Genomic DNA, 19,512 nt, shown 5'->3' with positions numbered 1-19,512 from the left:
GCCGGGACGCGGCTGGTGGTGCCCGTCACCACAGCGACGGCAGGCTGCCGACGAGGCGTTCGTACATGGCCAGCGCGGAGCCGTCGGTCAGCGAGGCGACCTGGTCGATGACGACGCGCAGCCGTGCGCCGTCATCCGGGGCGGCCCGCCAGTCGGCGGCGAACATGGGCTCCAGGTGGCGGTCGCCGCTGGCGCTGAGCGCGGTCACCAGCGCGTGCAGCACCTCGCGCTGGCGTTCGTAAATGGGCTGCCGGTGTTCGGTGGTCATCACAAATGTGGTGGCCAGGCCCTTCATCACGGCGATCTCCATGACGGTCTCGTCCGGGACGATCAGTTCGGCGTTGTACCGGGTCAGGTTCTCCGGGCCGTAGACGGCACGGGTGGTCTCGAGCGCGCTCTGGCAGAACCGGCCGATCAGCTGGCTGGTCATGTCCTTCAGCGCGGCCATGGACTTGCGGCTCCCGTCGGCCTCGCGGACCCACACGCTGGTGGCTTCGAGCCGGGCCAGGGCGGCGTCGATGGCGGCGGGATCATTGTGCGGCAGGTACCACTGCTTGGCGTAGCCCACCACCCGGGCCCGGTGGTCCGGGTTGTCCATCCAGCGCAGCTGGAAGTGCCCGGCGACAATCGCGTCCTCGACGTCGTGCACCGAGTAGGAGATGTCGTCCGCCAAGTCCATGACCTGGGCCTCGAGGCAGGAGCGGCGCTCGGGCGCGCCTTCGCGGATCCAGTCGAAGATCGGCAGGTCGTCCTCATAGGCGCCGAACTTGCTGGTCCGCTGGCCATGGATCACCGGGGCGTCCTCCGCCGACCACGGGTATTTCGCGGCGGCGTCGAGACTGGCGCGGGTCAGGTTGAGGCCTGCAGGGCGGCCGTCCGGGGCCAGGACCTTGGGTTCCAGCCGGGTCAGCAGGCGCAGGGTCTGGGCATTGCCTTCGAAGCCGCCGATCGCGTGCGCCACCTCGTTCAGGGCCGACTCGCCGTTGTGGCCGAACGGCGGGTGCCCGAGGTCGTGGCTCAGGCACGCCGTGTCCACCACGTCCGGGTCGCAGCCCAGGGCGCGGCCCAGTTCACGGCCCACCTGCGCGACCTCGAGGCTGTGGGTCAGCCGGGTTCGGACGAAATCATCCGTGTCCGGGGCGACCACCTGAGTCTTGGCGCCCAGCCGGCGCAGCGCCGAGGAGTGCAGCACCCGGGCGCGGTCCCGTTCGAAGTCGGACCGGTAGGTGCTCTTGGGCGGTTCCTCGACCCAGCGGGCGCAGTCGCGGTCCACGTAGCCGTCCAGCACGGGCGCGGAGGTCCTGGTTTCAGCCACCGGAGACGTCCAGTTCGGCGAAGGAGATGTCCCGGGACTGCTCCGAGTCCAGGCTGCGGTTGAGCAGCCAGTCCTTGGGCAGTGCGGGCTTCTTGGGTGAACCGGCTCGACCGCGGGGGCCCTCGGCGTCGGCGCCCGGGTAGGGCGAATCGAGGTCCAGTTCGTCGAGGGTTCCGCGGAGCACTTCAAGGCTGGTCACGAGTGCCAGCCGGTTGCGCAGTTCGCTGCCCACGACGTAGCCCTTGAGGTACCAGGCCATGTGCTTGCGGATCTCGCGCAGGGCCTTGCCCTCGTCGCCGAAGGTCTCCACCATGAGCTCGGCGTGGCGGTAAATGCTTTCGGCCACCTGGCGCAGCGCCGGCGTGTGCCGGGCGTCGCTGCCCTCGAAGGCCGCCATAAGGTCCCCGAACAGCCACGGCCGGCCCTGGCAGCCGCGGCCCACCACCACGCCGTCCACGCCGGTTTCGCGGACCATCCGCACCGCGTCTTCGGCGGACCAGATGTCGCCGTTGCCGAGGACCGGGATGTCCGGGAGCGCTTCGCGCAGCCGTGCGATGGCGGACCAGTCGGCCTTGCCGGAGTAGAACTGCGCGGCGGTGCGGCCGTGCAGGGCGACGGCGGCGACGCCGGAATCGCGGGCGATGCGCCCGGCGTCGAGGTAGGTGAGGTGGTCGTCGTCGATGCCCTTGCGCATCTTGATGGTCAGCGGGATGTTGCCCTTCGACGCTTCCTTGACCGCAGTCTGGACGATCGAGGTGAAGAGGTCGGTCTTCCAGGGCAGCGCGGAGCCGCCGCCGCGCCGGGTCACCTTGGGCACCGGGCAGCCGAAGTTGAGGTCGATGTGGTCGGCGCGGTCCTCCTCGACCAGCATCCGGACGGCTTGGCCGACCGTGACGGGATCCACGCCGTAGAGCTGGACGGATCGGACCGACTCGTCCTCGTCGTGCGAAATGATGCGCAGCGACTCGGGCGTGCGCTCCACGAGGGCACGGGACGTGACCATCTCCGCCACGTACAGGCCGCCGCCGTATTCACGGCAGAGCCTGCGGAAGGCAGAGTTGGTGATACCCGCCATCGGGGCCAGGATCACGGGGGTGTCCACCGTGAGGGGGCCCAGTTTCAGGGGCGGGAGTTCCAGCTTGGGGGCGGGAGGCGTTGCTACAACAGTCACCCGTCTATTGTCTCAAAGCCGGGCAAATCGGCCGGATCCCGGCCCTGCTATGTGGAAATCGCCGCGTGCACCGGACGGCGCGGAGCGGCCCGGTCAGCCGGGCACGGCGGCCCGCCGGCCGCGGCGGGCCACCGGCGCGGGCCCGGCTCCGCCGTCTGGGGCGCCGCCGTCTGGGGCGCCGTGGTCGTCCGCAGCGGCGGCGATGTCGGCGGTTGCCTGGCCGCCGTCGTCCGCCACAGCCCGGGGGCCCTTGGGTGCGCCGCCCGCGTCGCCCTTCAGCCCGGTGGCTTTGACCACGAGGACGGCAATCAGCGTGGTGACCGGAATCGCCAGGACCAGGCCGATGGAGCCGACGAGCGTGCGGATCACTTCCTCGGAGAGCTCCGCGCTGGTGAGCGTGTCGCCCAAGGGCCGCTCGTAGAGCATCACGATGATCAGGATCGGCAGGGCCGCCCCGGCGTAGGCGAAGGCAATGGTGTACACGGTGGAGGCAATGTGATCCCGGCCGATCCGCATCGCCGCGGCGAAGAGCTTCCGCGCCGGCGTCCCGGGGGCGAGTTCCCAGAGCTCCCACACCGCGGAGGACTGGGTGATCGTGACGTCGTTGAGCACGCCGAGGCCGGAGATGATGAGCCCGCACAGGATGATTCCCGAGATGGAAATGTGGTCGGAGACGTTCGCGAGCGTGGCGGCGTCGTGGCTGCCCACCCCGGCCAGGTTCGCCGCATCGGTAGCCCAGGCCGCGAGCGCGGCGGTGATGCCCAGGCCGAACATGGTTCCCAGCAGCGCCGTCGAGGTGCGGGCGGTGAAGCCGTGGGCGAAGTACAGCACGCCGATCATGATCACCGTGGACCCGACGAGCGCCAGCAGCAGCGGCGGTTTGCCTTCGACCAGGCCGGGGAGCATAAACGAGACCAGCACCGCGTACGCGCCGACAAGCCCGATGAGGGCGCGCAGCCCGCGCCAGCGCGCCACCGCGATCACCACGACGGCGTAGAGCACGGCGAGCAGGATGATCGGGAGTGTCCGGACGAAGTCGACGAACACGTAGGCCGGTGTGCCCTGCGCGGCGGCGCCCTGGGCCTTGGAGAGGTTCAGGTAGCGGATATTGTCGCCGACCTTGACGCCGTGGGACTTGGCGACGTCGGGGTTGATCACCACCTTGACCGGGTTCCCCCCTTTGTCCGGTTCGGTGTAGGCGAAGGTGCACTGCGAACCCTGCCCCGCACCGGCGGCGGCGTCCGGCTGGGCGCCCATGCAGCCTTCGACGACGACGCGCTGGATCCTTCCGGTGTCGAAGCTCACGCCCGGCGCGGCAGCATAGGGGCTGGACAGCTTGATGCCGTCCTTGCTGCCGGACGGCCAGAGGGACACCATCGCGGCAAGCGTCAGCAGGGTCAGCGGAACCAGGACGGCGGCGAGGATCCAGTTGGCCTTCTTCCGTGCCGCGAGCGCCCGGGGCGTGGGGTCGAGGTGCCCGCCGGTGGTGTGTGAATGTCCGGCGCCCATCAGCAGTTCAACCTCATGCCGAAAACTTTACGGCGTCGGCGGCGTCGGCGGTGTCAGGGGACTCTGCGGCGTCAGCTTAGGCCGGGGCGATGTTTTGGTTGACGTGGAAGAGGTTCTGCGGATCGTACTTGGCCTTGACCTCCCTCAGCCTGGCGTAGTTCGGGCCGTAATTATCCGGGACCCGGTTCAGGTCATCGCCGTCCATGAAGTTGATGTAGCCGGCGGTCTCGGAGAAGGGCTGCAGCGCCGCTGCGTAGTCCCGCACCCAGGCGATGTTTGCTTCGCTGTCCGCCGGGTCCTCCCAGTGGCAGGCGATCACCGGGGAGAACTTGGCTTTCCGGTTCGGAAACGCCGTGTCCGTGACGCCCACCCGGTGCACCGCCCCGTCGATCGGGTAGATGTGCACGGCGGTCTGCAGGCTGGGTACCCGGCGCCCGTACTCCAGATGGGCGTCGATGGCTCCGTCGTTGAGCTCGGACAGGAAAGCCGCCTTCCAGTAGGCCAGGAGCCCCTTGGGATACATCCCGTCGAAGGCCGAGTTCAAGGCCGGATACGGCATCGGCCCCACCATGGATCCGGCCACCGGCGCCGCGTCGAGGAACGGCTGCCACCGGGCCGGGCCCTCGGCGGGGTCACCGGTCCACATGCCGACCACAATGCAGACCGGCTTCCCGTGCCACTGCTCAGGGAGGAACGGTACGGGCGGACCCTGGTGGAAGGCGAGGAAGGCACCGAACTCTTCCGGGGCTGCCGCCAGTTGCTCCCGGTAGAACTTCGCGACGGTTTCGGCGTGCTCCGCCGGGAAGATGATGATGCCGGCGTGGACCATGTCCACGGGGTGCATGCGGAATTCCAGCGAGGTCACGACGCCGAAATTCCCCCCGCCGCCGCGCAGCGCCCAGAAGAGATCAGCATGCTCGGTTTCGCTCGCCGTGACGAACTTGCCTTCCGCGGTGACGACGTCGGCCGAGAGGAGGTTGTCGCAGCTAAGCCCGTATTTCCGGTCGAGGTACCCGATGCCTCCGCCGAGGGTCAGCCCCGACACCCCGGTGGAGCCGACGACGCCGCCGGTGGTCGCCAGCCCGAAGGCATGGGTGGCGTGGTTAAAGTCCGCCCAGGTTGCGCCGGCCTCGGTCCGGGCCGTTTTGGCCCCAGGATCAACCCGCACACCCCGGGTGTTGGCAAAATCAATGACCAGCGCGTCATCCGCCGTGCCAAAGCCCGGTCCGCTGTGGCCGCCGCCGCGGACTGCCAGCGCCAGGCTGTTGTCCCGGGCGAAGTTGACGGCCGCGATGACGTCCGCCACCTGGGAGACGCGGACCACTGCTGCGGGCCGCTTGTTGATCATGCCGTTCTGCACCGCCCGCGCCTCGTCATAACCCGCGTCGCCGGCCGTGATGACTTGCCCGCGGACTAGCCCGCGCAGGCTGTCGAAGTCGGTTCCATCCATTTTTTGTACCGCCGATTTCGTCGTGGTTTCCGACCCGGACGGTGATCTGTGCTCCCAGCCGGCATGGCGTCCGGAGGTTTACGAGCACAGGCCTACTCCTCCGCCCGGACCGCGTCAAGGGGTCCGGCGGCGTCCGTCGGTGCAGGGCCCATCCCGCGGCGGCACCGCTGCGAATGTCCTGAGGGAAGACGTGTACAACCAGCGGGTAAACGCTGACGGGAACGCCGGCGGGCAACTTATTGTTGGTAAGTGCAGGGACCAAACGAGGTGGAGGGCACAAACGTGGCCAGACGCAAGACAGACGACCGGGAGCACCAGGCGGCCGGAGCCGGCCCGGCGGCCCGGGCCGAGATCAGCATTGCCGACGCGTCCGGGCAGACCCGGGGCGTCGCCTTGGTGCTGCACGGCGGCCGCGCGGACAGTTTTGAGGCGGTCCGTGCACGTCACCTCAGCCCCGCCAGGATGCTGCCCTTTGCGCAGGCTCTCCGGAACGAAGGCGGACCGCACGGCCTGGCCGTCTGGACGCTGAGAAACCGATACCGGGGCTGGAACGGGCCGGACATGTCACCGGTCCAGGACGCCCGTTGGGCACTCGCCCAGATCAGCCGCGAGCACCCCGGCGTGCCTGTCTACCTGCTGGGCCACTCGATGGGCGGCCTCACGGCGCTCTGTGTCGCTGATGACCCGCAGGTGCAAGCCGTCGTCGCCCTGGCCCCGTGGCTGGACCGGTCCACCCCGGTGGAACCCGTCGCCGGGCGCCGCGTGCTGATTGTGCACGGCAGCGAGGACCGCTGGACCAGCCCCACGAACTCGCTGGCCTTTGCCCGGCGCGCGGAGGGCGTGGCCGGCTCAATCGACTACGTGTCACTCACCGGCGCCGGCCACTTCATGTTCCGCCGGGTCCGGCTCTGGAACTCACTCGCCAACGGGTTCATCCTCGACTCCTTCGCCAGCAGTGCCGGCACCGCGCTCCGCGGCACGGACACCCTCCGCCAGGTCCTCCCCGCGGCGGCCGACCTCCCGGTGGTGCTCTGATGCCGGCCTTCCCGCTGGACGCTTTCCTGGCCAGCCTGCCCTGGGTCGTCCTGGGACTAGTGGCAATGCTGGCCGTGACTTTCGCCATCGCCGTGCGCCAGAGCCGCCACTCGGTCATCGACACGGTGTGGGGCCTGGGCTTCGTGGTGGCAGCCGCCGTGTCCTGGCTGCTGTCCGCGGGCTACGGCGACGGCGGCCGCCGCCTGCTGCTGCTGGCCCTCGTGGCGGTGTGGGGCATGAGGCTGGCCGTCCACATCGGCCTCCGAGCCCGCGGCGGCCATGAGGACCCGCGCTACGTGGACATGCTCTCCTCGGCGCCGGGCTCCCGCAACACCTACGCCCTGCGCCGCGTGTACCTCCCGCAGGGCATCGTGATGTTCTTCGTTTCGCTCACCATCCAGGTCGGTATGTTCAGCACCGGCGCCCTGGGCTGGCTGGCGCTGTTGGGCGTGGTGCTGTGGATTGTCGGCTTCGTCTTCGAGACGGTCGGCGACTGGCAGCTGGCACAGTTCAAGGCGGATCCGGCCAGGCGCGGCACCGTCCTGGACACCGGGCTCTGGCGTTACACGCGGCATCCGAACTACTTCGGCGACGCCGCCGTGTGGGCCGGGCTGTTCCTCGTTGCCGCAGACTCCTGGCCCGGTGTGCTGACCATCCTCTCCCCCGCCCTGATGATCTGGACACTGGCCGGCAAGACCGGCAAGCCGCTGACTGAAAAGGCCATGTCCGCCCGGCCCGGCTATAAGGAGTACATCGAATCGACGTCCGGCTTCCTGCCCTGGCCGCCGCGCCAGCCCAGCGCGCAGAAGCCGGGCCGGCAGCACTCCGGCGGCCGCTGACATGCCCGCGGCCGGACGCGCCTGGCGGCCGCAGCCGAACGACCGCTTCTACCGGCTGATCGTCCGCACCGGCCAGGCGCTGCGCTGGCTGTTCCGGATCCGGGTCATCGTCACCGGCGCCGAACACCTTCCCCCGGCGCAGTCGGACGCCCGGCAGGGCAGCCGGCCGGACGCCCTGCCCGGCAACCTGCCGCGCAGGGCCTCGCGGCGCCCCACTCCGGGGACGGGCGCCGTCGTCGCGGTCACCCATTTCGGCTACCTCGATTTCGCCGTCGCCGAGCTGCTGCTGTGGTGGCACAACAAAGCCCAGATGCGGTTCCTGATCACCCAGGGCGCGGCCGACCACTGGTTCGCCGGACCGGCCGTCAGCGCCGCCGGGCACGTCGTCGTGGGCTACGACACCGGGGCGCACGCCTACGACGCTGCCGTGCAGAAGCTCCGCGACGGGGAATACATCGCGATCCTGCCCGAGGCCGGGGTCAGCCGCAGCTTCACCGTGCGCGAGTGCAAAACCGGTGCCGTCCGGATGGCCGCAGAGGCCGGGGTACCCATCATCCCTGTCTCGGTCTGGGGAGCCCACCGGATCATGACCCGGCACCACGGCTTCTCGCCGCTGCGCGCCTGGCGCGCGCCGGTCCGGGTCCACGTCGGCGAGCCTTTCACGCCGGGCCCCGGACTGGACGTCCAGGCGGCCACCGAGGCGTTGCGCGAAGCGCTCCAGCGCGGGATCGACGTCGGCATCGCCGACTTCCCGCTCACGCCCGGACGTGGCGCATGGTGGATGCCCGCCGCGCTCGGCGGCGGCGCCCCCACCGAGGAGGAACGGCAGCGGCTGGACCGGGCCGAGGGCCCGCGGCGGGCGCGCAGCCGGCGCCGATGAGCCCGTTCTCCGCCCGTTAAAACGGACTGACCCGCAGTTGTTGTCGCGTCCGGATGACAACAGCTGCGGGTCAGTTGCGTTGTAAGGCTTAGGCGGGGTCCGAGACGATCAGCGTGTCCGCGCCGGCCTGCCGGGCCTTGCCGCTGTCCAGCAGCGGTTCGACGACGGCGCGCAGGGCGGTCATGGAATCGTCCAGTTCCAGCAGCACCGGGTACTGGTACGCAATCAGCGCCAGCAGGTCCCGGACCGCGGCCTGTGCCTCGTCGTCGGACAGCTCCGGGTCGTGGCCCACGAACACGTCCGACGGATCGCCGGCTTTCGTGGCGTGGCCCTCTTCGGGACCGCCCATGTCCGGGCCGCCCTGTGCGTAGCTGACGGCGAAGGCCTGGAGCCGGCCTTTCTTGCTGGCGGGCACGCCCGCGCCGAAGGCACTGGCCCTGGGGGCGCGCAGCACGATCGCGCCATGGGCTCCGCTCAGGTCGTCCAGGAAGAGCCGCTGCACGGTGGCGATGCTGAGCTCGCCGGGGCTGTCCCAGCCGTGCACGGCCGTGTAGTACCGGCCCACGACGTCGCTCAGCTCCACCGAGCCGGTGGCCAGGTCCTCCACCTGCTCCGACGCCGCGGCCTCGGAGCCGTCGCCGAAGACCGGAAGCTTCAGCGCACCGGGCTCAACGACCACGAGGCGGGAACGCTGGATCGGGGCCAGGCCCGCCGACTCGGCGAAGGCGGCGCCGGGTGTGCCCGGCTCCACCTTGGTCCGGAGCCGGGAAACGCCCGACGGCGCCCGCCCGGCCTCGTGCCGGAGCATGGCCAGCAGCGTGGAGCCGATGCCGGTGCGGCGGTGGTCGCGGGCGACCTCGACGTACGCCCAGAGGCGTTCGGGGTGCAGCGAGGCCTCGTGGACCACGCCGGCCGCGACGGGGATGGCGACGCCGTCAACGACGTCCTCGGCCACGATGCAGCGGCGCCACGGGGCGTTGCCCGAGGGTGCGAGGGTGCCGCGGAACTGCCGGGCCAGCTCCGTTTCCGGTCCGCCCCAGATCTCCAGCAGTGCGAGGTCGTCGCCCTCGCGCCACTCGCGGTATTCGATCGCCATGCTCAGGCGCCGATCAGCCGTGTGGCCAGGTAGCCCTCCACCTTGTCCAGGGAGACGCGTTCCTGGCTCATGGTGTCGCGTTCGCGGATGGTGACGGCCTGGTCCTCGAGCGTGTCGAAGTCCACCGTGATGCAGAACGGCGTGCCGATCTCGTCCTGCCGGCGGTAGCGGCGGCCGATCGCGCCGGCGTCGTCGAACTCGATGTTCCAGTTCTTGCGCAGCTGCGCTGCGAGGTCCTTGGCCTTCGGGGACAGGTCCTCGTTGCGGCTCAACGGGAGGACCGCCGCCTTGACCGGCGCCAGCCGGGGATCGAGCTTGAGCACGGTGCGGACGTCGACGCCGCCCTTGGCGTTGGGTGCCTCATCCTCGGTGTACGCGTCGATCATGAACGCCATGAAGGAACGGGTGAGGCCGGCGGCGGGCTCGATCACGTACGGGGTGTAGCGCTCGTTGGTGGCCTGGTTGAAGTAGCTCAGGTCCTGTCCGGAGGCCTTCGAGTGCGTGGAGAGGTCGAAGTCGGTGCGGTTGGCTATGCCCTCAAGCTCGCCCCACTCGGAGCCGTGGAAGCCGAAGCGGTACTCGATGTCCGTGGTGCCCTTGGAGTAGTGGCTGAGCTTCTCCAGCGGGTGCTCGAAGAACCGCAGGTTCTCCTCACGGATGCCCAGGCCGGTGTACCAGGCCATGCGCTCCTTCATCCAGTACTGGTGCCACTGCTCGTCGGTGCCGGGTTCGACGAAGAATTCCATCTCCATCTGTTCGAACTCGCGGGTGCGGAAGATGAAGTTGCCCGGCGTGATCTCGTTGCGGAAGGACTTGCCGATCTGGCCGATGCCGAACGGCGGCTTCTTCCGCGAGGTGGTGAGCACGTTGTTGAAGTTCACGAAGATGCCCTGCGCGGTTTCGGGGCGCAGGTAGTGCAGGCCCTCTTCGCTGGCCACCGGGCCCAGGTAGGTCTTGAGCAGGCCGGAGAATTCCTGCGGCTCGGTCCACTGGCCGCGGGTGCCGCAGTTGGCACAGACAATGTCCTTGAGGCCGTTCTCGGCGGGGCGGCCCTTCTTCTCCTCGTACTCTTCCTCGAGGTGGTCGGCGCGGTAGCGCTTGTGGCAGGAGAGGCACTCGACCAGCGGGTCGGAGAAGACCTCGACGTGGCCGGAGGCTTCCCAGACCTGGCGGGGAAGGATCACCGAGGAGTCAAGGCCGACGACGTCTTCACGGCCGCGGACCACGGACTGCCACCACTGGCGCTTGATGTTTTCCTTCAGCTCGGCACCGAGGGGACCGTAGTCCCAGGCAGAACGGGAGCCACCGTAGATTTCACCGGCCTGGAAGACGAAACCCCGTCGCTTCGCGAGGGAAATGATCTGGTCGAGTACGGATTTTGCTGCCATGGGAACTCCAATTTCTACAGGGCCGCTGGGTGCGGTCCGTGCTGTCAGCCCCGGTCACCGGCTGGTTGCCGGGCGGGGTAGTGCGGACGGTGTGATGCAAACTCCTAGCCTACCCGCGCTGCTGCCTCTTCAGGGCGCCGCGGGACCAGGGCAGGCTGGCCAGCACAATGGCGGCCAGCGTCAACAATGTGCCCAGCACGGTGGGCAGCGCGATGACGGTGCCGGGCGCAGGCAGCACCAGGTCAAGGCCGAGCGAGCCCAGCAGCTGCCCCGCGATCATGCCAAGCCCGGTGACCAGGACCCCCAGGCTGCGGACCAGGAGGGCTGCGACGCCGATGAAAATGCAGCCCATGGGGCCGCCCAGGTAGTACCACCACTCGCCGGGCAAGGCGTGGCCGGGCCCGGCGACGGCCAGTTTGATAAGCCAGGCGAGCCACAGCACCACGCTGCCGGCAATGAAGTTCACCAAGGTGGCGGTGATGGGCGTGCGGTAGCTCACGGTGGCCGTGCCGTTCATCGCCTGCTGGAAACTCATCAGGAACCCGGCCAGGACCGGCAATAGCACCGGAACCAGCAGTTGCAGCGGGCTGGCCTCCGCTCCGGAAGAGGCGCCTGCGCCGCCCGCCGCGCTGCCGTCGAAACGTGGCGATACGGCCCAGGCGACGGCTGCGACGGTCAGCACGCTGCCGAGCACCCGGATGCCGGTGACCGGACGCTTACCCGCCGGGCCGATCCCCATCCGGTCCACCAGCAAGCCGCTGAGGGTCTGCCCGGTAACCGCCGCGACCGTGAACAAGGCGACGCCAAGCAGCCCGACCGTGAAGGACTGGGCGAAGACGAAGAACGCGCCGATGGCTCCGGCCAGCACGTAATAGCGCGGGAAACGGCGCTCCCGCAGCGCCGGGAGGACTTGGGCGAACCCGGCGCGCCCCTTCGGCAGCACCAGCGAGACCACGATCATCAGCGCAAGCCCAACACTGAAGCTGACCACCGCGGCGGCGAGGCCGTCGGCCAGGACGGTTCCCAGGGCGCCGTTGATCCGGCCCTGGACGGGGACGAAGAGTCCGGCCGAAACGGCAAGGAGCAGTCCGACGGGCAGTGGAATCCGCGGTGCGTGGGTCATTGGTGCCACCTTTGGTCAGGCATTATTGCTTGTATGAGCAACCCGGAAATTGAAGACATTCCCATCCGCGACGACATGATCCGGCTGGGCCAGCTGCTGAAGCTGGCCAACCTGGTCGAGGACGGGGTGGAGGCCGCGGAACTGGTTAAGAACGGCCTGGTCAAGGTCAACGGCGAGATCGACGACCGCCGCGGACGCCAGCTCCACCACGGCGACACCGTCACCGTGAACGGGCGGACCGTGCGGATCGTCACCCCGAACGGAGCCTAACAGCCCCTGGCAGCGCCGCGCGGCGCCGTCCCGTCCGGCTTACTTGTTGAGTACCTCATGGGTCAGGAACTCGCCGACGTGGCCGACCTCCTGCTGGTTGATGCCATGCCACATGCCGGTGTAAAGCACCTTGGTGAGCTTGACGTGCTTGCGGACCCAGCCCATGGTGAACTCGATTTTGTCCGGCGTGATCACGGGATCCTGCTGGTCCCGGCCCCAGAACATCGGCACGGTTCCGTCCAGTTCCGCGTCGCGGAAGCTGGGGTCCCCGCCGGCGTCGACGGCGAACCCGGAGAGGCCGACGACGGCGGCGTAGCCGTCCGGCCGCTGCCGCAGCAGTGTGGTGGCCATGGCCATGCCCATCGAGAAGCCGAGCAGGGTGACCGAGGGGTGGTTCGCCCTGACCGAGTCGACCCAGTCCTGCACGTAGGCGGCGGCGTGCTTGACGGCATCGAGCGAATACTCAATGGATGCGGTCAGCGGGAACCACGTGAAGCCCGGCCCGGAAACCAGCGGGGCCCGCAGCGAGGCGACCACAAACTCCTCCGGCAGCATGTCCGCCAGGCTGAGCAGGTCCTGCTCATTGGCTCCGTAGCCGTGCAGCAGCACCAGCAGAGGCTTGCCGGCGCGCGCCTCCTCGGGCCGGGACCACAGGACAACGGGGGCGGGAAAGGCAGCAGGAAAAGACGGGGCTTCAGTCATGGCTCCATTCTTACAGTTACCTAGGAGTAACAAGGTACGGTGGCGCAGCTTCACGGGAACGGTGCAGGATATGAAGGTGAGCGAAACAGAAGCGATGGAGAATTACCCGGACCGGACCGTCAACCACCCCTGGACCCGCTACGTCGCCATGGGCGACTCCTTCACGGAAGGCATCGGCGATCCGGAACCGGCCAGCCCGGGCGGGCACCGCGGCTGGGCCGACCGGGTGGCCGAGGAACTGAGCCGCGGCCACGACGGTTTTGCCTACGCCAACCTCGCCGTCCGCGGCCGGCTGCTGCAGCAGATCGTGGACCAGCAACTGGCCCATTGCCTGTCGCTGAAGCCGGACCTGGTGACCCTGTCCGCGGGCGGGAACGACTTGATCCGGCCCGGCGGGGACCCCGATGTCCTCGCCGAGCGGCTGGACTCCGTGGTGCAGATCCTGAGCATGGGCGGCGCCACCGTGGTCCTGTTCAACGGCCCCGACACGGGCTCGTCGGTGCTGGGCCGGATCCGCAGCAAGGTGGCCATCTACAACGAGAACCTGCGCACCGTGGCGGCCCGGCACGACGCAGTCATCGCGGACATGTGGTCACTGCGGCAGCTCAACGACCCGCAGATGTGGGACGCCGACCGGCTGCACTTCTCGCCGCTGGGCCACCACACGATCGCGGCCATGGTGCTGGATTCGCTGAATGTGCAGCACACCCTGGAGCCCCTCTCCCCCAAGCCGCTGCCGCAGCGCAGCTGGCGGGAGGCCCGCACGGGGGATCTGATCTGGGCCCGGGAGCACTTTGTCCCGTGGGTGGTCCGCCGGCTCCGGCACCGATCCTCGGGCGACGGGATCACGGCCAAGCGCCCGCTGGCCGGACCGGTGTTCGGCCCCGGAGTGCCGCTCGGCTCGGGCGAGGGCCCGCCCGGCGCCGAGGACGCGCTGCGGCCCTGAACGGCCGGGACCGATGCCGGTCCCGGCACCCGGCCGGCGGCCCTCCAACCCTTTCGGCACCCGGGGCTGGCCCTGCGCGTTAAGCTGGGAAGACACCTTTTGAGAGGCCCGGTACCGTGAGTATTTTCTTTTGGATCATCCTGTTGTCCTTCCTGGTTCCGGCGGCGATGCGCCTGTACCGGAAATCCGTCCGCGGACGAAACCAGGACCCGGGCATGCCGGGCCGGTTCCCGGGACAGTTTCCCGGCCAGCAGAGCAACCAGCCCCGGGACGGTTTCACGCAGCGGGACTACTTCGGCGGATTCGGCCAGCTGGGCGCCCCGCAGCCCCCGGCCAACCAGCCGCCCGCGAACCCGCAGTACCCCGTCCCCTACGAGGACAGTCCGGAGTACCTGGACAACCCGCCGCAGCCCACCGGGCAGCAGTGGCAGCAGCCGTGGCAGCCGCCGGCCCGGGCCCAGGCCCCTGCTCCTTCGCCGGCCCCCGTCCCGGAGGTTCCGCCGGCGCCGTCGGGGCCCCAGGGCTACCGCGCACGCAAGCTCGCCGAGCTGGACCAGAAGTACAGCAACGGCGAGCTCGCCATGGAGGACTACATGGCCCAGCGCGCGGAGATCATGAAGGGTTAAGCACCGAAATAAGAGCAACGCGGGGCCACTTGCCGCCCATCATCGATGGGCCGCAAGTGACCCCGCGTTGCCGTTGTCGCGGAGGGTGCGGCAGCCCTAGTCGACCTGCGGGAAGCCGAGGTCGATCACCGAGGTGGACGGATCCGGCCAGCGGGTGGTGACCACCTTGCCGCGGGTGTAGAAGCGGATGCTTTCCGGTCCGTACATGTGCGTGTCGCCGAAGAGCGAGTTCTTCCAGCCGCCGAAGGAGAAGGTGCCCACCGGCACCGGGATCGGCACGTTGACGCCCACCATGCCGGCCTCGACGTCGAACTCGAACTGCCGGGCAGCGCCGCCGTCGCGGGTGAAGATCGCCACGCCGTTGCCGAACTCGTTGTCGTTGACCAGCTTCACGGCGTCGGCGTAGCTCTCAACGCGGACCACCGAGAGCACGGGGCCGAAGATCTCATCGTCGTAGACCTTCATACCCGGCTTGACGTGGTCGATCAGGCTGACGCCGATGAAGAAGCCGTTGGAGTCGAACTCCTGCTCCCGGCCGTCGACCACCACGGAGGCGCCCTCGTCCGCGGCGCCCGCCACATAGGAGGCGACCTTGTCGCGGTGCTCGGCCGTGATCAGCGGACCCATCTGGGAGGCCGGGTCCGTGCCGGGGCCGATCTTGAGAGTGGCCATCCGGGTCTTGATCGCGTCCACGAGCCCGTCCGCGATGTTCCCGACCGCCACCAGGACGCTGACAGCCATGCAGCGCTCGCCCGCGGAGCCGTAGGCGGCGGAGATGGCGGCGTCGGCGGCCATGTCCAAGTCCGCGTCCGGGAGCACCACCATGTGGTTCTTGGCCCCGCCGAGGGCCTGGACACGCTTGCCGTGGTCGGCGGCGCGCTTGTAGATGGACTGGGCAATCGGCGTCGAGCCAACAAAGCTGACAGCCTTCACGTCCGGGTGCTCAAGCAGCACGTCCACTGCTTCCTTGTCGCCGTGGACGACGTTGAGGACGCCGGCGGGCAGGCCTGCCTCGGCGAAGACCTGGGCGATGAGGACCGCGGAGGAGGGGTCCTTCTCGCTCGGCTTGAGCAGCACGGTGTTGCCGCAGGCCAGGGCGCTGCCGATCATCCACAGCGGCACCATGGCCGGGAAGTTGAACGGCGTGATGCAGGCGACGACGCCGACCGGCTGGCGGACGGAGTGGACGTCGACGCCGCCGGAGACCTGCTCGGAGCGTTCGCCCTTGAGCGCGTGGGACAGGCCGGTGGCGAACTCGATATTCTCCAGGCCGCGGGTGATCTCGCCCTCGGCGTCGGAGAGGACCTTGCCGTGTTCGCTGGTCAGCAGGGCGGCCAGCTCGGGCCGGCGCTGCATCAGCAATTCGCGGACCTTGAAGAAGATGGCGGTGCGCTTGGCCAGGCTGGTGGCGCGCCAGCCGGGCAGCGCGGCGCGGGCGGCGGCGACGGCTTCCTCAACGCGGGCGGCGGAGGCGAGGGCCACTTCCTTTTCCTGTTCGCCGGTGGCGGGGTTGAAGACAGGGCCGTAGCGTTCGGCGTCGGGCACCAGGGCGCCGTTGATGAAGTGCGGGATGCGTTCCATGGGGAGGATCTCTCTCTAAAAGGGTTTGGCTGCTAGTTGGCGGACTCGAACGAGCCGTCAACCAGCTTGACGATGGCGGAGCAGTCCGTGCCGGACTGGCCGCCGTCGATGAGCCGCTGGAAAAGCTGCTGGACGTGCTCGCCGATCTCCAGCGGCGTGCCGGTGTCCCGGGCGGCGCTGATGGCCAGGCCGATGTCCTTGTTGGCGAGCTCGGCGGTGAACGTCGGTGCGAAGTCGTTGTTCGAGGCGGCGGTGGGCACCACCCCGGCTACCGGGTACCAGGTGCGCAGCGCCCAGCTGTCACCGGAGGAGACGGAGGCGATGTCCCAAAAGACCTGCTTGTCCAGGCCGAGGCGGTCTGCGAGCACCGCGCCTTCTGCGGTGGACGCAAGGTTGATGAAGAGCATCAAGTTGTTGCAGATTTTGGCGGCCTGCCCGGTGGTGGCGCCGCCGGTGGGGATGGTATTTCCGGCCATCGGGCGGATGTATTCGGTGGCGTCGGCGACGGCGCCGGCTTCCCCGCCGATCATGAAGGTCAAGGTGGCGGCCTTGGCACCGCTCATGCCGCCCGAGACGGGCGCGTCGACAAAGCGGAAACCGGCCTCCGCGGCGGCGTCGTGCAGGGCCTGGGCCGAGGCGATATCGATAGTGGAGGAGTCCACCAGCAGGGTCTTCGTGTCGGCGTGCGCCAGGACGCCGTCTTCGCCCAGGTAGACGGCACGGGCATGTTCGCCCTTGGGGAGCATGGTGAAGACGACGTCGGCGCCATTGACTGCTTCAGCAATGCTGCCGGCGGGCTTGACTCCCCCGGCCTCGGCTGCCGCCACGGCCTCGGGGTTGAGGTCGAAGCCGCGGACCTCGTTTCCGGCTTTGGCGAGGTTCACGGACATGGACCCGCCCATGTTTCCCAGTCCAATCCAGGCGACAACTGCCATGGCGTAAGCTCCTTTGCTTTGCATTGTGTCCGGCGCAATTGCCGGAGGTTCCGTGTCAACCATCACACCCTGTTACAGTGCAATCAAGGGGAAAAAGTGAAGATGCCATGTGCAGCGATGCACATTGATCCGAAGAATGCGCTGCTACGAAAGGCCAACGGTGGACTTGAAACGGCTCCCCAGTCCGGACGACCTGCTGATCCTGCTGACGGTTGCCCGGCTCGGCCGGTTCAACGCTGTCGCGGAGACCCTGGGCACCACGCACACCACGATCTCGCGCCGGATCCTCGCCCTGGACAAGCAGCTGGGCGGACGGACGCTGGAACGCAGCCCGCACGGCTGGGAGCTCACCGAGCTTGGGTCCCAGGCGGTAACGGCCGCCGAGGCCATCGAGAACACCCTCGGGGCGCTGTCCGGCCGGATCGCGCGGACCGAGGACGTGCTCTCCGGCCTGGTCCGGATCAGCACCCCGGACGGCTTCGGCGCGGAATTCGTCGCCCCGGCCCTGGTACGGCTGCAGCAGGACCATCCGTTGCTGAACGTGGAGATGCTCAGCGCCACCCGCAAGGTCAGCCAAAACCGCTCCGGTGTGGACCTGGAGGTGGTGGTCGGCAATCTGGAGGTCAGCAACGCACAGACCATCTTCCTGTCCAACTACTTCCTGCGGCTATACGCCAGCCCGGAGTACGCGCGCGACCACGGGCTGCCCGAGACGCTCGACGACGTCCGGCAGCACGGCTTCGTCTCCTACGTGGAATCGGCACTGCAGGTCGCCGAACTCGGCCACCGCTCCACCCAGCTGCCGATGCCGCGGTCCAGCTTCCAGGCCACCAGCATTTTCGCCCAGCTTGAGGCCGTCCGCCGGGCCGCCGGGATCGGGTTGCTGCCCAACTTCCTCGTGGTCGGGAAGCCCGGGTTCCTGCCGGTGCTGCCGGACGACTTCCAGCGGCAGCTCCCGATCTGGGCCGTAGCCAGGGCGGAATCGCTGCGCTCCGCGCCGGTGCAGGCGGTAATGGCTGCGGTCCGGGCTGAGGTCGCCGAGCGCCAGGACGTGCTCGCCGGCTGATGGGGTTCGTTGCGGTTACGGCGGTCCCGCCTTAACGCACGCTGCCCGTGCCCGCAGGAATGCGGGCACGGGCAGCGTGGTAACGGTGGAGCTTACTTCTTTCCGGCGGCGAGCAGGTCGGCAGTTCCCTGGGCGTCGGCGGCGTCGACGTCGTGGAGCGAGATGCCCCGGGTTTCCTTCAGGAAGTAGACCGCCACCATGGTGACCAGGCAGGCGCCCAACAGGTAGATGGCCACCGGGGTGGAGGACTTGTACTGGCCCAGCAGCGAACTGGCGATGATCGGGGCAAGCGATCCGGCCACGATCGAGGTGACCTGGTAGCCCAGGGAAACACCGGAGTAGCGCATCCGGGTCGGGAACATCTCGGCCATGATGGCCGGCTGGCCGGCATACATCAGGGCGTGGAAGAGAAGGCCGATGGTGATGGCGGCCAGGATGATGAAGTCGTTCTTGGTGTCCATCATCGGGAAGGCGAAGAAGCCCCACGTTCCGCCGAGCACAGCGCCGGCCATGTAGACCGGCTTGCGGCCCAGGCGGTCGGACAGCCGGCCGACCATCGGCACCACGGAGAAGTGGATGGCGTGGGCGACGAGCAGCAGCAGCAGGATGCGCGAGGTGTCCGTCTGGACAACCACCTTCAGGTAGGTGATGGAGAAAGTGACCACGAGGTAGTACAGGACGTTTTCAGCGAAACGCAGGCCCATGGCGGTGAAGACTCCGCGGGGGTAGCGGCGGAAAACCTCGGCCACGCCGTAGCCTTTGTTCTCAACGACAACTTCCTTCTGGGCCTCGAGGAAGATCGGGGCGTCCTGGACCTTGGTGCGGATGTAGTAGCCAATGACCACGATGACGGCGGAGAGCCAGAACGCGATGCGCCAGCCCCAGCCCAGGAAGTCTGCGGAGGACAGTACCGATGACAGGATGAACAGCACGGCAGTGGCGAGCAGGTTGCCCATCGGGACCGCCGACTGCGGCCAGCTGGCCCAGAAGCCACGGGACTTGCTGGGGCTGTGCTCAGCGACGAGCAGGACGGCGCCGCCCCACTCACCGCCGACGGCGAAGCCCTGGGCGAAGCGCAGGAACACCAGCAGCGCCGGAGCCCAGTAGCCGATCTGCTGGAAGCTCGGCAGGCAGCCCATCAGGAAGGTGGACACGCCGACCAGGATGATGCTGAGTTGCAACAGCTGTTTGCGGCCGAACTTGTCGCCGAAGTGGCCAAAGACAATGCCGCCGATGGGGCGGGCAACGAAGCCCACCGCGTAGGTGAGGAACGCGGCGATGATGCCGTCCAGTTCCGTTCCGGAGTTGGGGAAGAACATCTTGCCAAAGACCAGCGTCGCCGCTGAGGCGTAGAGGAAGAATTCATACCACTCCACTACCGTGCCGGCCATCGAGGCGGCCACTACTTTCTTGAGACCCGAGGACTTGACGTCCGTCTCCTCTGCGCGCCTCGCGGCGGCGTTTTCCGTGCTCATGCGAACTCCTTCGATGTCGCCTTCGACACCCTGTGGACCATTGGGCTGACTAACGTGTGTGTGAGTTGGGACACACGGCGTCATTCTCCACGAGTATGGACTGCG

General features: G+C 68.6%; 18 protein-coding genes. 7 read left to right on the top strand and 11 right to left on the bottom strand.

Going from position 1 to position 19,512, the window contains the following annotated elements:
• Positions 1 to 25: 25 nt before the first annotated feature.
• The 4 genes from ACUYM2_RS05905 to ACUYM2_RS05890 all read right to left on the bottom strand — a co-directional run bounded on the left by ACUYM2_RS05905 (position 26) and on the right by ACUYM2_RS05890 (position 5,445).
• A complete protein-coding gene (locus ACUYM2_RS05905; protein ID WP_481599233.1) occupies positions 26 to 1,315 on the bottom strand; it encodes a deoxyguanosinetriphosphate triphosphohydrolase in 1,290 nt (429 codons plus the stop codon).
• Positions 1,308 to 2,486 (bottom strand): tRNA dihydrouridine synthase DusB, encoded by a 1,179-nt coding sequence (gene dusB / locus ACUYM2_RS05900; protein WP_481599232.1) that lies wholly within the window; start codon positions 2,484 to 2,486, stop codon positions 1,308 to 1,310. The genes ACUYM2_RS05905 and dusB overlap by 8 nt, the downstream gene beginning before the upstream one ends.
• A 93-nt stretch (positions 2,487 to 2,579) precedes the next feature.
• On the bottom strand, positions 2,580 to 3,995 hold the full coding sequence (locus ACUYM2_RS05895) for a YibE/F family protein (RefSeq protein ID WP_481599231.1): 1,416 nt from the start codon (positions 3,993 to 3,995) through the stop codon (positions 2,580 to 2,582).
• 76 nt (positions 3,996 to 4,071) lie between these two features.
• A complete protein-coding gene (locus tag ACUYM2_RS05890) occupies positions 4,072 to 5,445 on the bottom strand; it encodes an FAD-binding oxidoreductase (protein WP_481599230.1) in 1,374 nt (457 codons plus the stop codon).
• A gap of 249 nt (positions 5,446 to 5,694) precedes the next feature.
• Here ACUYM2_RS05890 and ACUYM2_RS05885 point away from each other — a divergent pair, with 249 nt between their 5' ends.
• The 3 genes from ACUYM2_RS05885 to ACUYM2_RS05875 are packed head-to-tail and all read left to right on the top strand — an operon-like array spanning position 5,695 to position 8,199.
• Positions 5,695 to 6,480, top strand: a complete 786-nt coding sequence (locus ACUYM2_RS05885) for an alpha/beta hydrolase (RefSeq protein WP_481599229.1) — start codon at positions 5,695 to 5,697, stop codon at positions 6,478 to 6,480.
• Positions 6,480 to 7,319, top strand: coding sequence for a DUF1295 domain-containing protein (locus ACUYM2_RS05880; protein ID WP_481599228.1), 840 nt, complete (start codon positions 6,480 to 6,482; stop codon positions 7,317 to 7,319). The genes ACUYM2_RS05885 and ACUYM2_RS05880 overlap by 1 nt, the downstream gene beginning before the upstream one ends.
• A gap of 1 nt (position 7,320) precedes the next feature.
• Complete coding sequence (locus ACUYM2_RS05875; protein WP_481599227.1) at positions 7,321 to 8,199, top strand: lysophospholipid acyltransferase family protein; 879 nt, start codon at positions 7,321 to 7,323, stop codon at positions 8,197 to 8,199.
• 88 nt (positions 8,200 to 8,287) lie between these two features.
• Here ACUYM2_RS05875 and ACUYM2_RS05870 read toward each other — a convergent pair whose 3' ends face one another.
• The 3 genes from ACUYM2_RS05870 to ACUYM2_RS05860 form a co-directional block, all read right to left on the bottom strand.
• The gene (locus ACUYM2_RS05870) at positions 8,288 to 9,295 is read right to left on the bottom strand and encodes a GNAT family N-acetyltransferase (RefSeq protein ID WP_481599226.1); all 1,008 of its coding nucleotides are present in this window, start codon (positions 9,293 to 9,295) and stop codon (positions 8,288 to 8,290) included.
• 2 nt (positions 9,296 to 9,297) lie between these two features.
• Positions 9,298 to 10,683, bottom strand: coding sequence for a glycine--tRNA ligase (locus ACUYM2_RS05865; RefSeq protein ID WP_481599225.1), 1,386 nt, complete (start codon positions 10,681 to 10,683; stop codon positions 9,298 to 9,300).
• A gap of 109 nt (positions 10,684 to 10,792) precedes the next feature.
• Positions 10,793 to 11,806 carry a DMT family transporter gene (locus ACUYM2_RS05860; RefSeq protein ID WP_481599224.1) on the bottom strand — a complete coding sequence of 338 codons (1,014 nt, stop codon included), beginning with the start codon at positions 11,804 to 11,806 and terminating at the stop codon, positions 10,793 to 10,795.
• 33 nt (positions 11,807 to 11,839) lie between these two features.
• Here ACUYM2_RS05860 and ACUYM2_RS05855 point away from each other — a divergent pair, with 33 nt between their 5' ends.
• A complete protein-coding gene (locus ACUYM2_RS05855) occupies positions 11,840 to 12,076 on the top strand; it encodes an RNA-binding S4 domain-containing protein (RefSeq protein WP_481599223.1) in 237 nt (78 codons plus the stop codon).
• A 39-nt stretch (positions 12,077 to 12,115) separates the two neighbouring features.
• On the opposite strand, the gene ACUYM2_RS05850 is transcribed toward ACUYM2_RS05855, so the two are convergent.
• On the bottom strand, positions 12,116 to 12,778 hold the full coding sequence (locus ACUYM2_RS05850; protein WP_481599222.1) for an alpha/beta hydrolase: 663 nt from the start codon (positions 12,776 to 12,778) through the stop codon (positions 12,116 to 12,118).
• A gap of 70 nt (positions 12,779 to 12,848) precedes the next feature.
• Here ACUYM2_RS05850 and ACUYM2_RS05845 point away from each other — a divergent pair, with 70 nt between their 5' ends.
• A complete protein-coding gene (locus tag ACUYM2_RS05845) occupies positions 12,849 to 13,724 on the top strand; it encodes an SGNH/GDSL hydrolase family protein (protein WP_481599221.1) in 876 nt (291 codons plus the stop codon).
• Positions 13,725 to 13,840: 116 nt separating this feature from the next.
• Positions 13,841 to 14,350, top strand: a complete 510-nt coding sequence (locus ACUYM2_RS05840; RefSeq protein WP_481599220.1) for a hypothetical protein — start codon at positions 13,841 to 13,843, stop codon at positions 14,348 to 14,350.
• Positions 14,351 to 14,446: 96 nt separating this feature from the next.
• Here ACUYM2_RS05840 and ACUYM2_RS05835 read toward each other — a convergent pair whose 3' ends face one another.
• Together ACUYM2_RS05835 and mmsB are read right to left on the bottom strand one after the other, a co-directional pair.
• Positions 14,447 to 15,931 (bottom strand): CoA-acylating methylmalonate-semialdehyde dehydrogenase, encoded by a 1,485-nt coding sequence (locus ACUYM2_RS05835; RefSeq protein ID WP_481599219.1) that lies wholly within the window; start codon positions 15,929 to 15,931, stop codon positions 14,447 to 14,449.
• A 32-nt stretch (positions 15,932 to 15,963) separates the two neighbouring features.
• Positions 15,964 to 16,866: a 3-hydroxyisobutyrate dehydrogenase gene (gene mmsB / locus ACUYM2_RS05830; protein WP_481599218.1), complete on the bottom strand. Its 903-nt coding sequence runs from the start codon at positions 16,864 to 16,866 to the stop codon at positions 15,964 to 15,966.
• 166 nt (positions 16,867 to 17,032) lie between these two features.
• On the opposite strand from mmsB, the gene ACUYM2_RS05825 reads away from it, so the two are divergent.
• A complete protein-coding gene (locus ACUYM2_RS05825; RefSeq protein WP_481599217.1) occupies positions 17,033 to 17,932 on the top strand; it encodes a LysR family transcriptional regulator in 900 nt (299 codons plus the stop codon).
• Between the two features lie 92 nt (positions 17,933 to 18,024).
• Here ACUYM2_RS05825 and ACUYM2_RS05820 read toward each other — a convergent pair whose 3' ends face one another.
• Complete coding sequence (locus ACUYM2_RS05820; RefSeq protein WP_481599216.1) at positions 18,025 to 19,407, bottom strand: MFS transporter; 1,383 nt, start codon at positions 19,405 to 19,407, stop codon at positions 18,025 to 18,027.
• Positions 19,408 to 19,512 lie beyond the last annotated feature (105 nt).

The sequence above is a fragment of the Arthrobacter sp. SD1074B genome (genome assembly GCF_056780195.1).
This window is presented reverse-complemented; position numbering and strand designations above follow the sequence as displayed.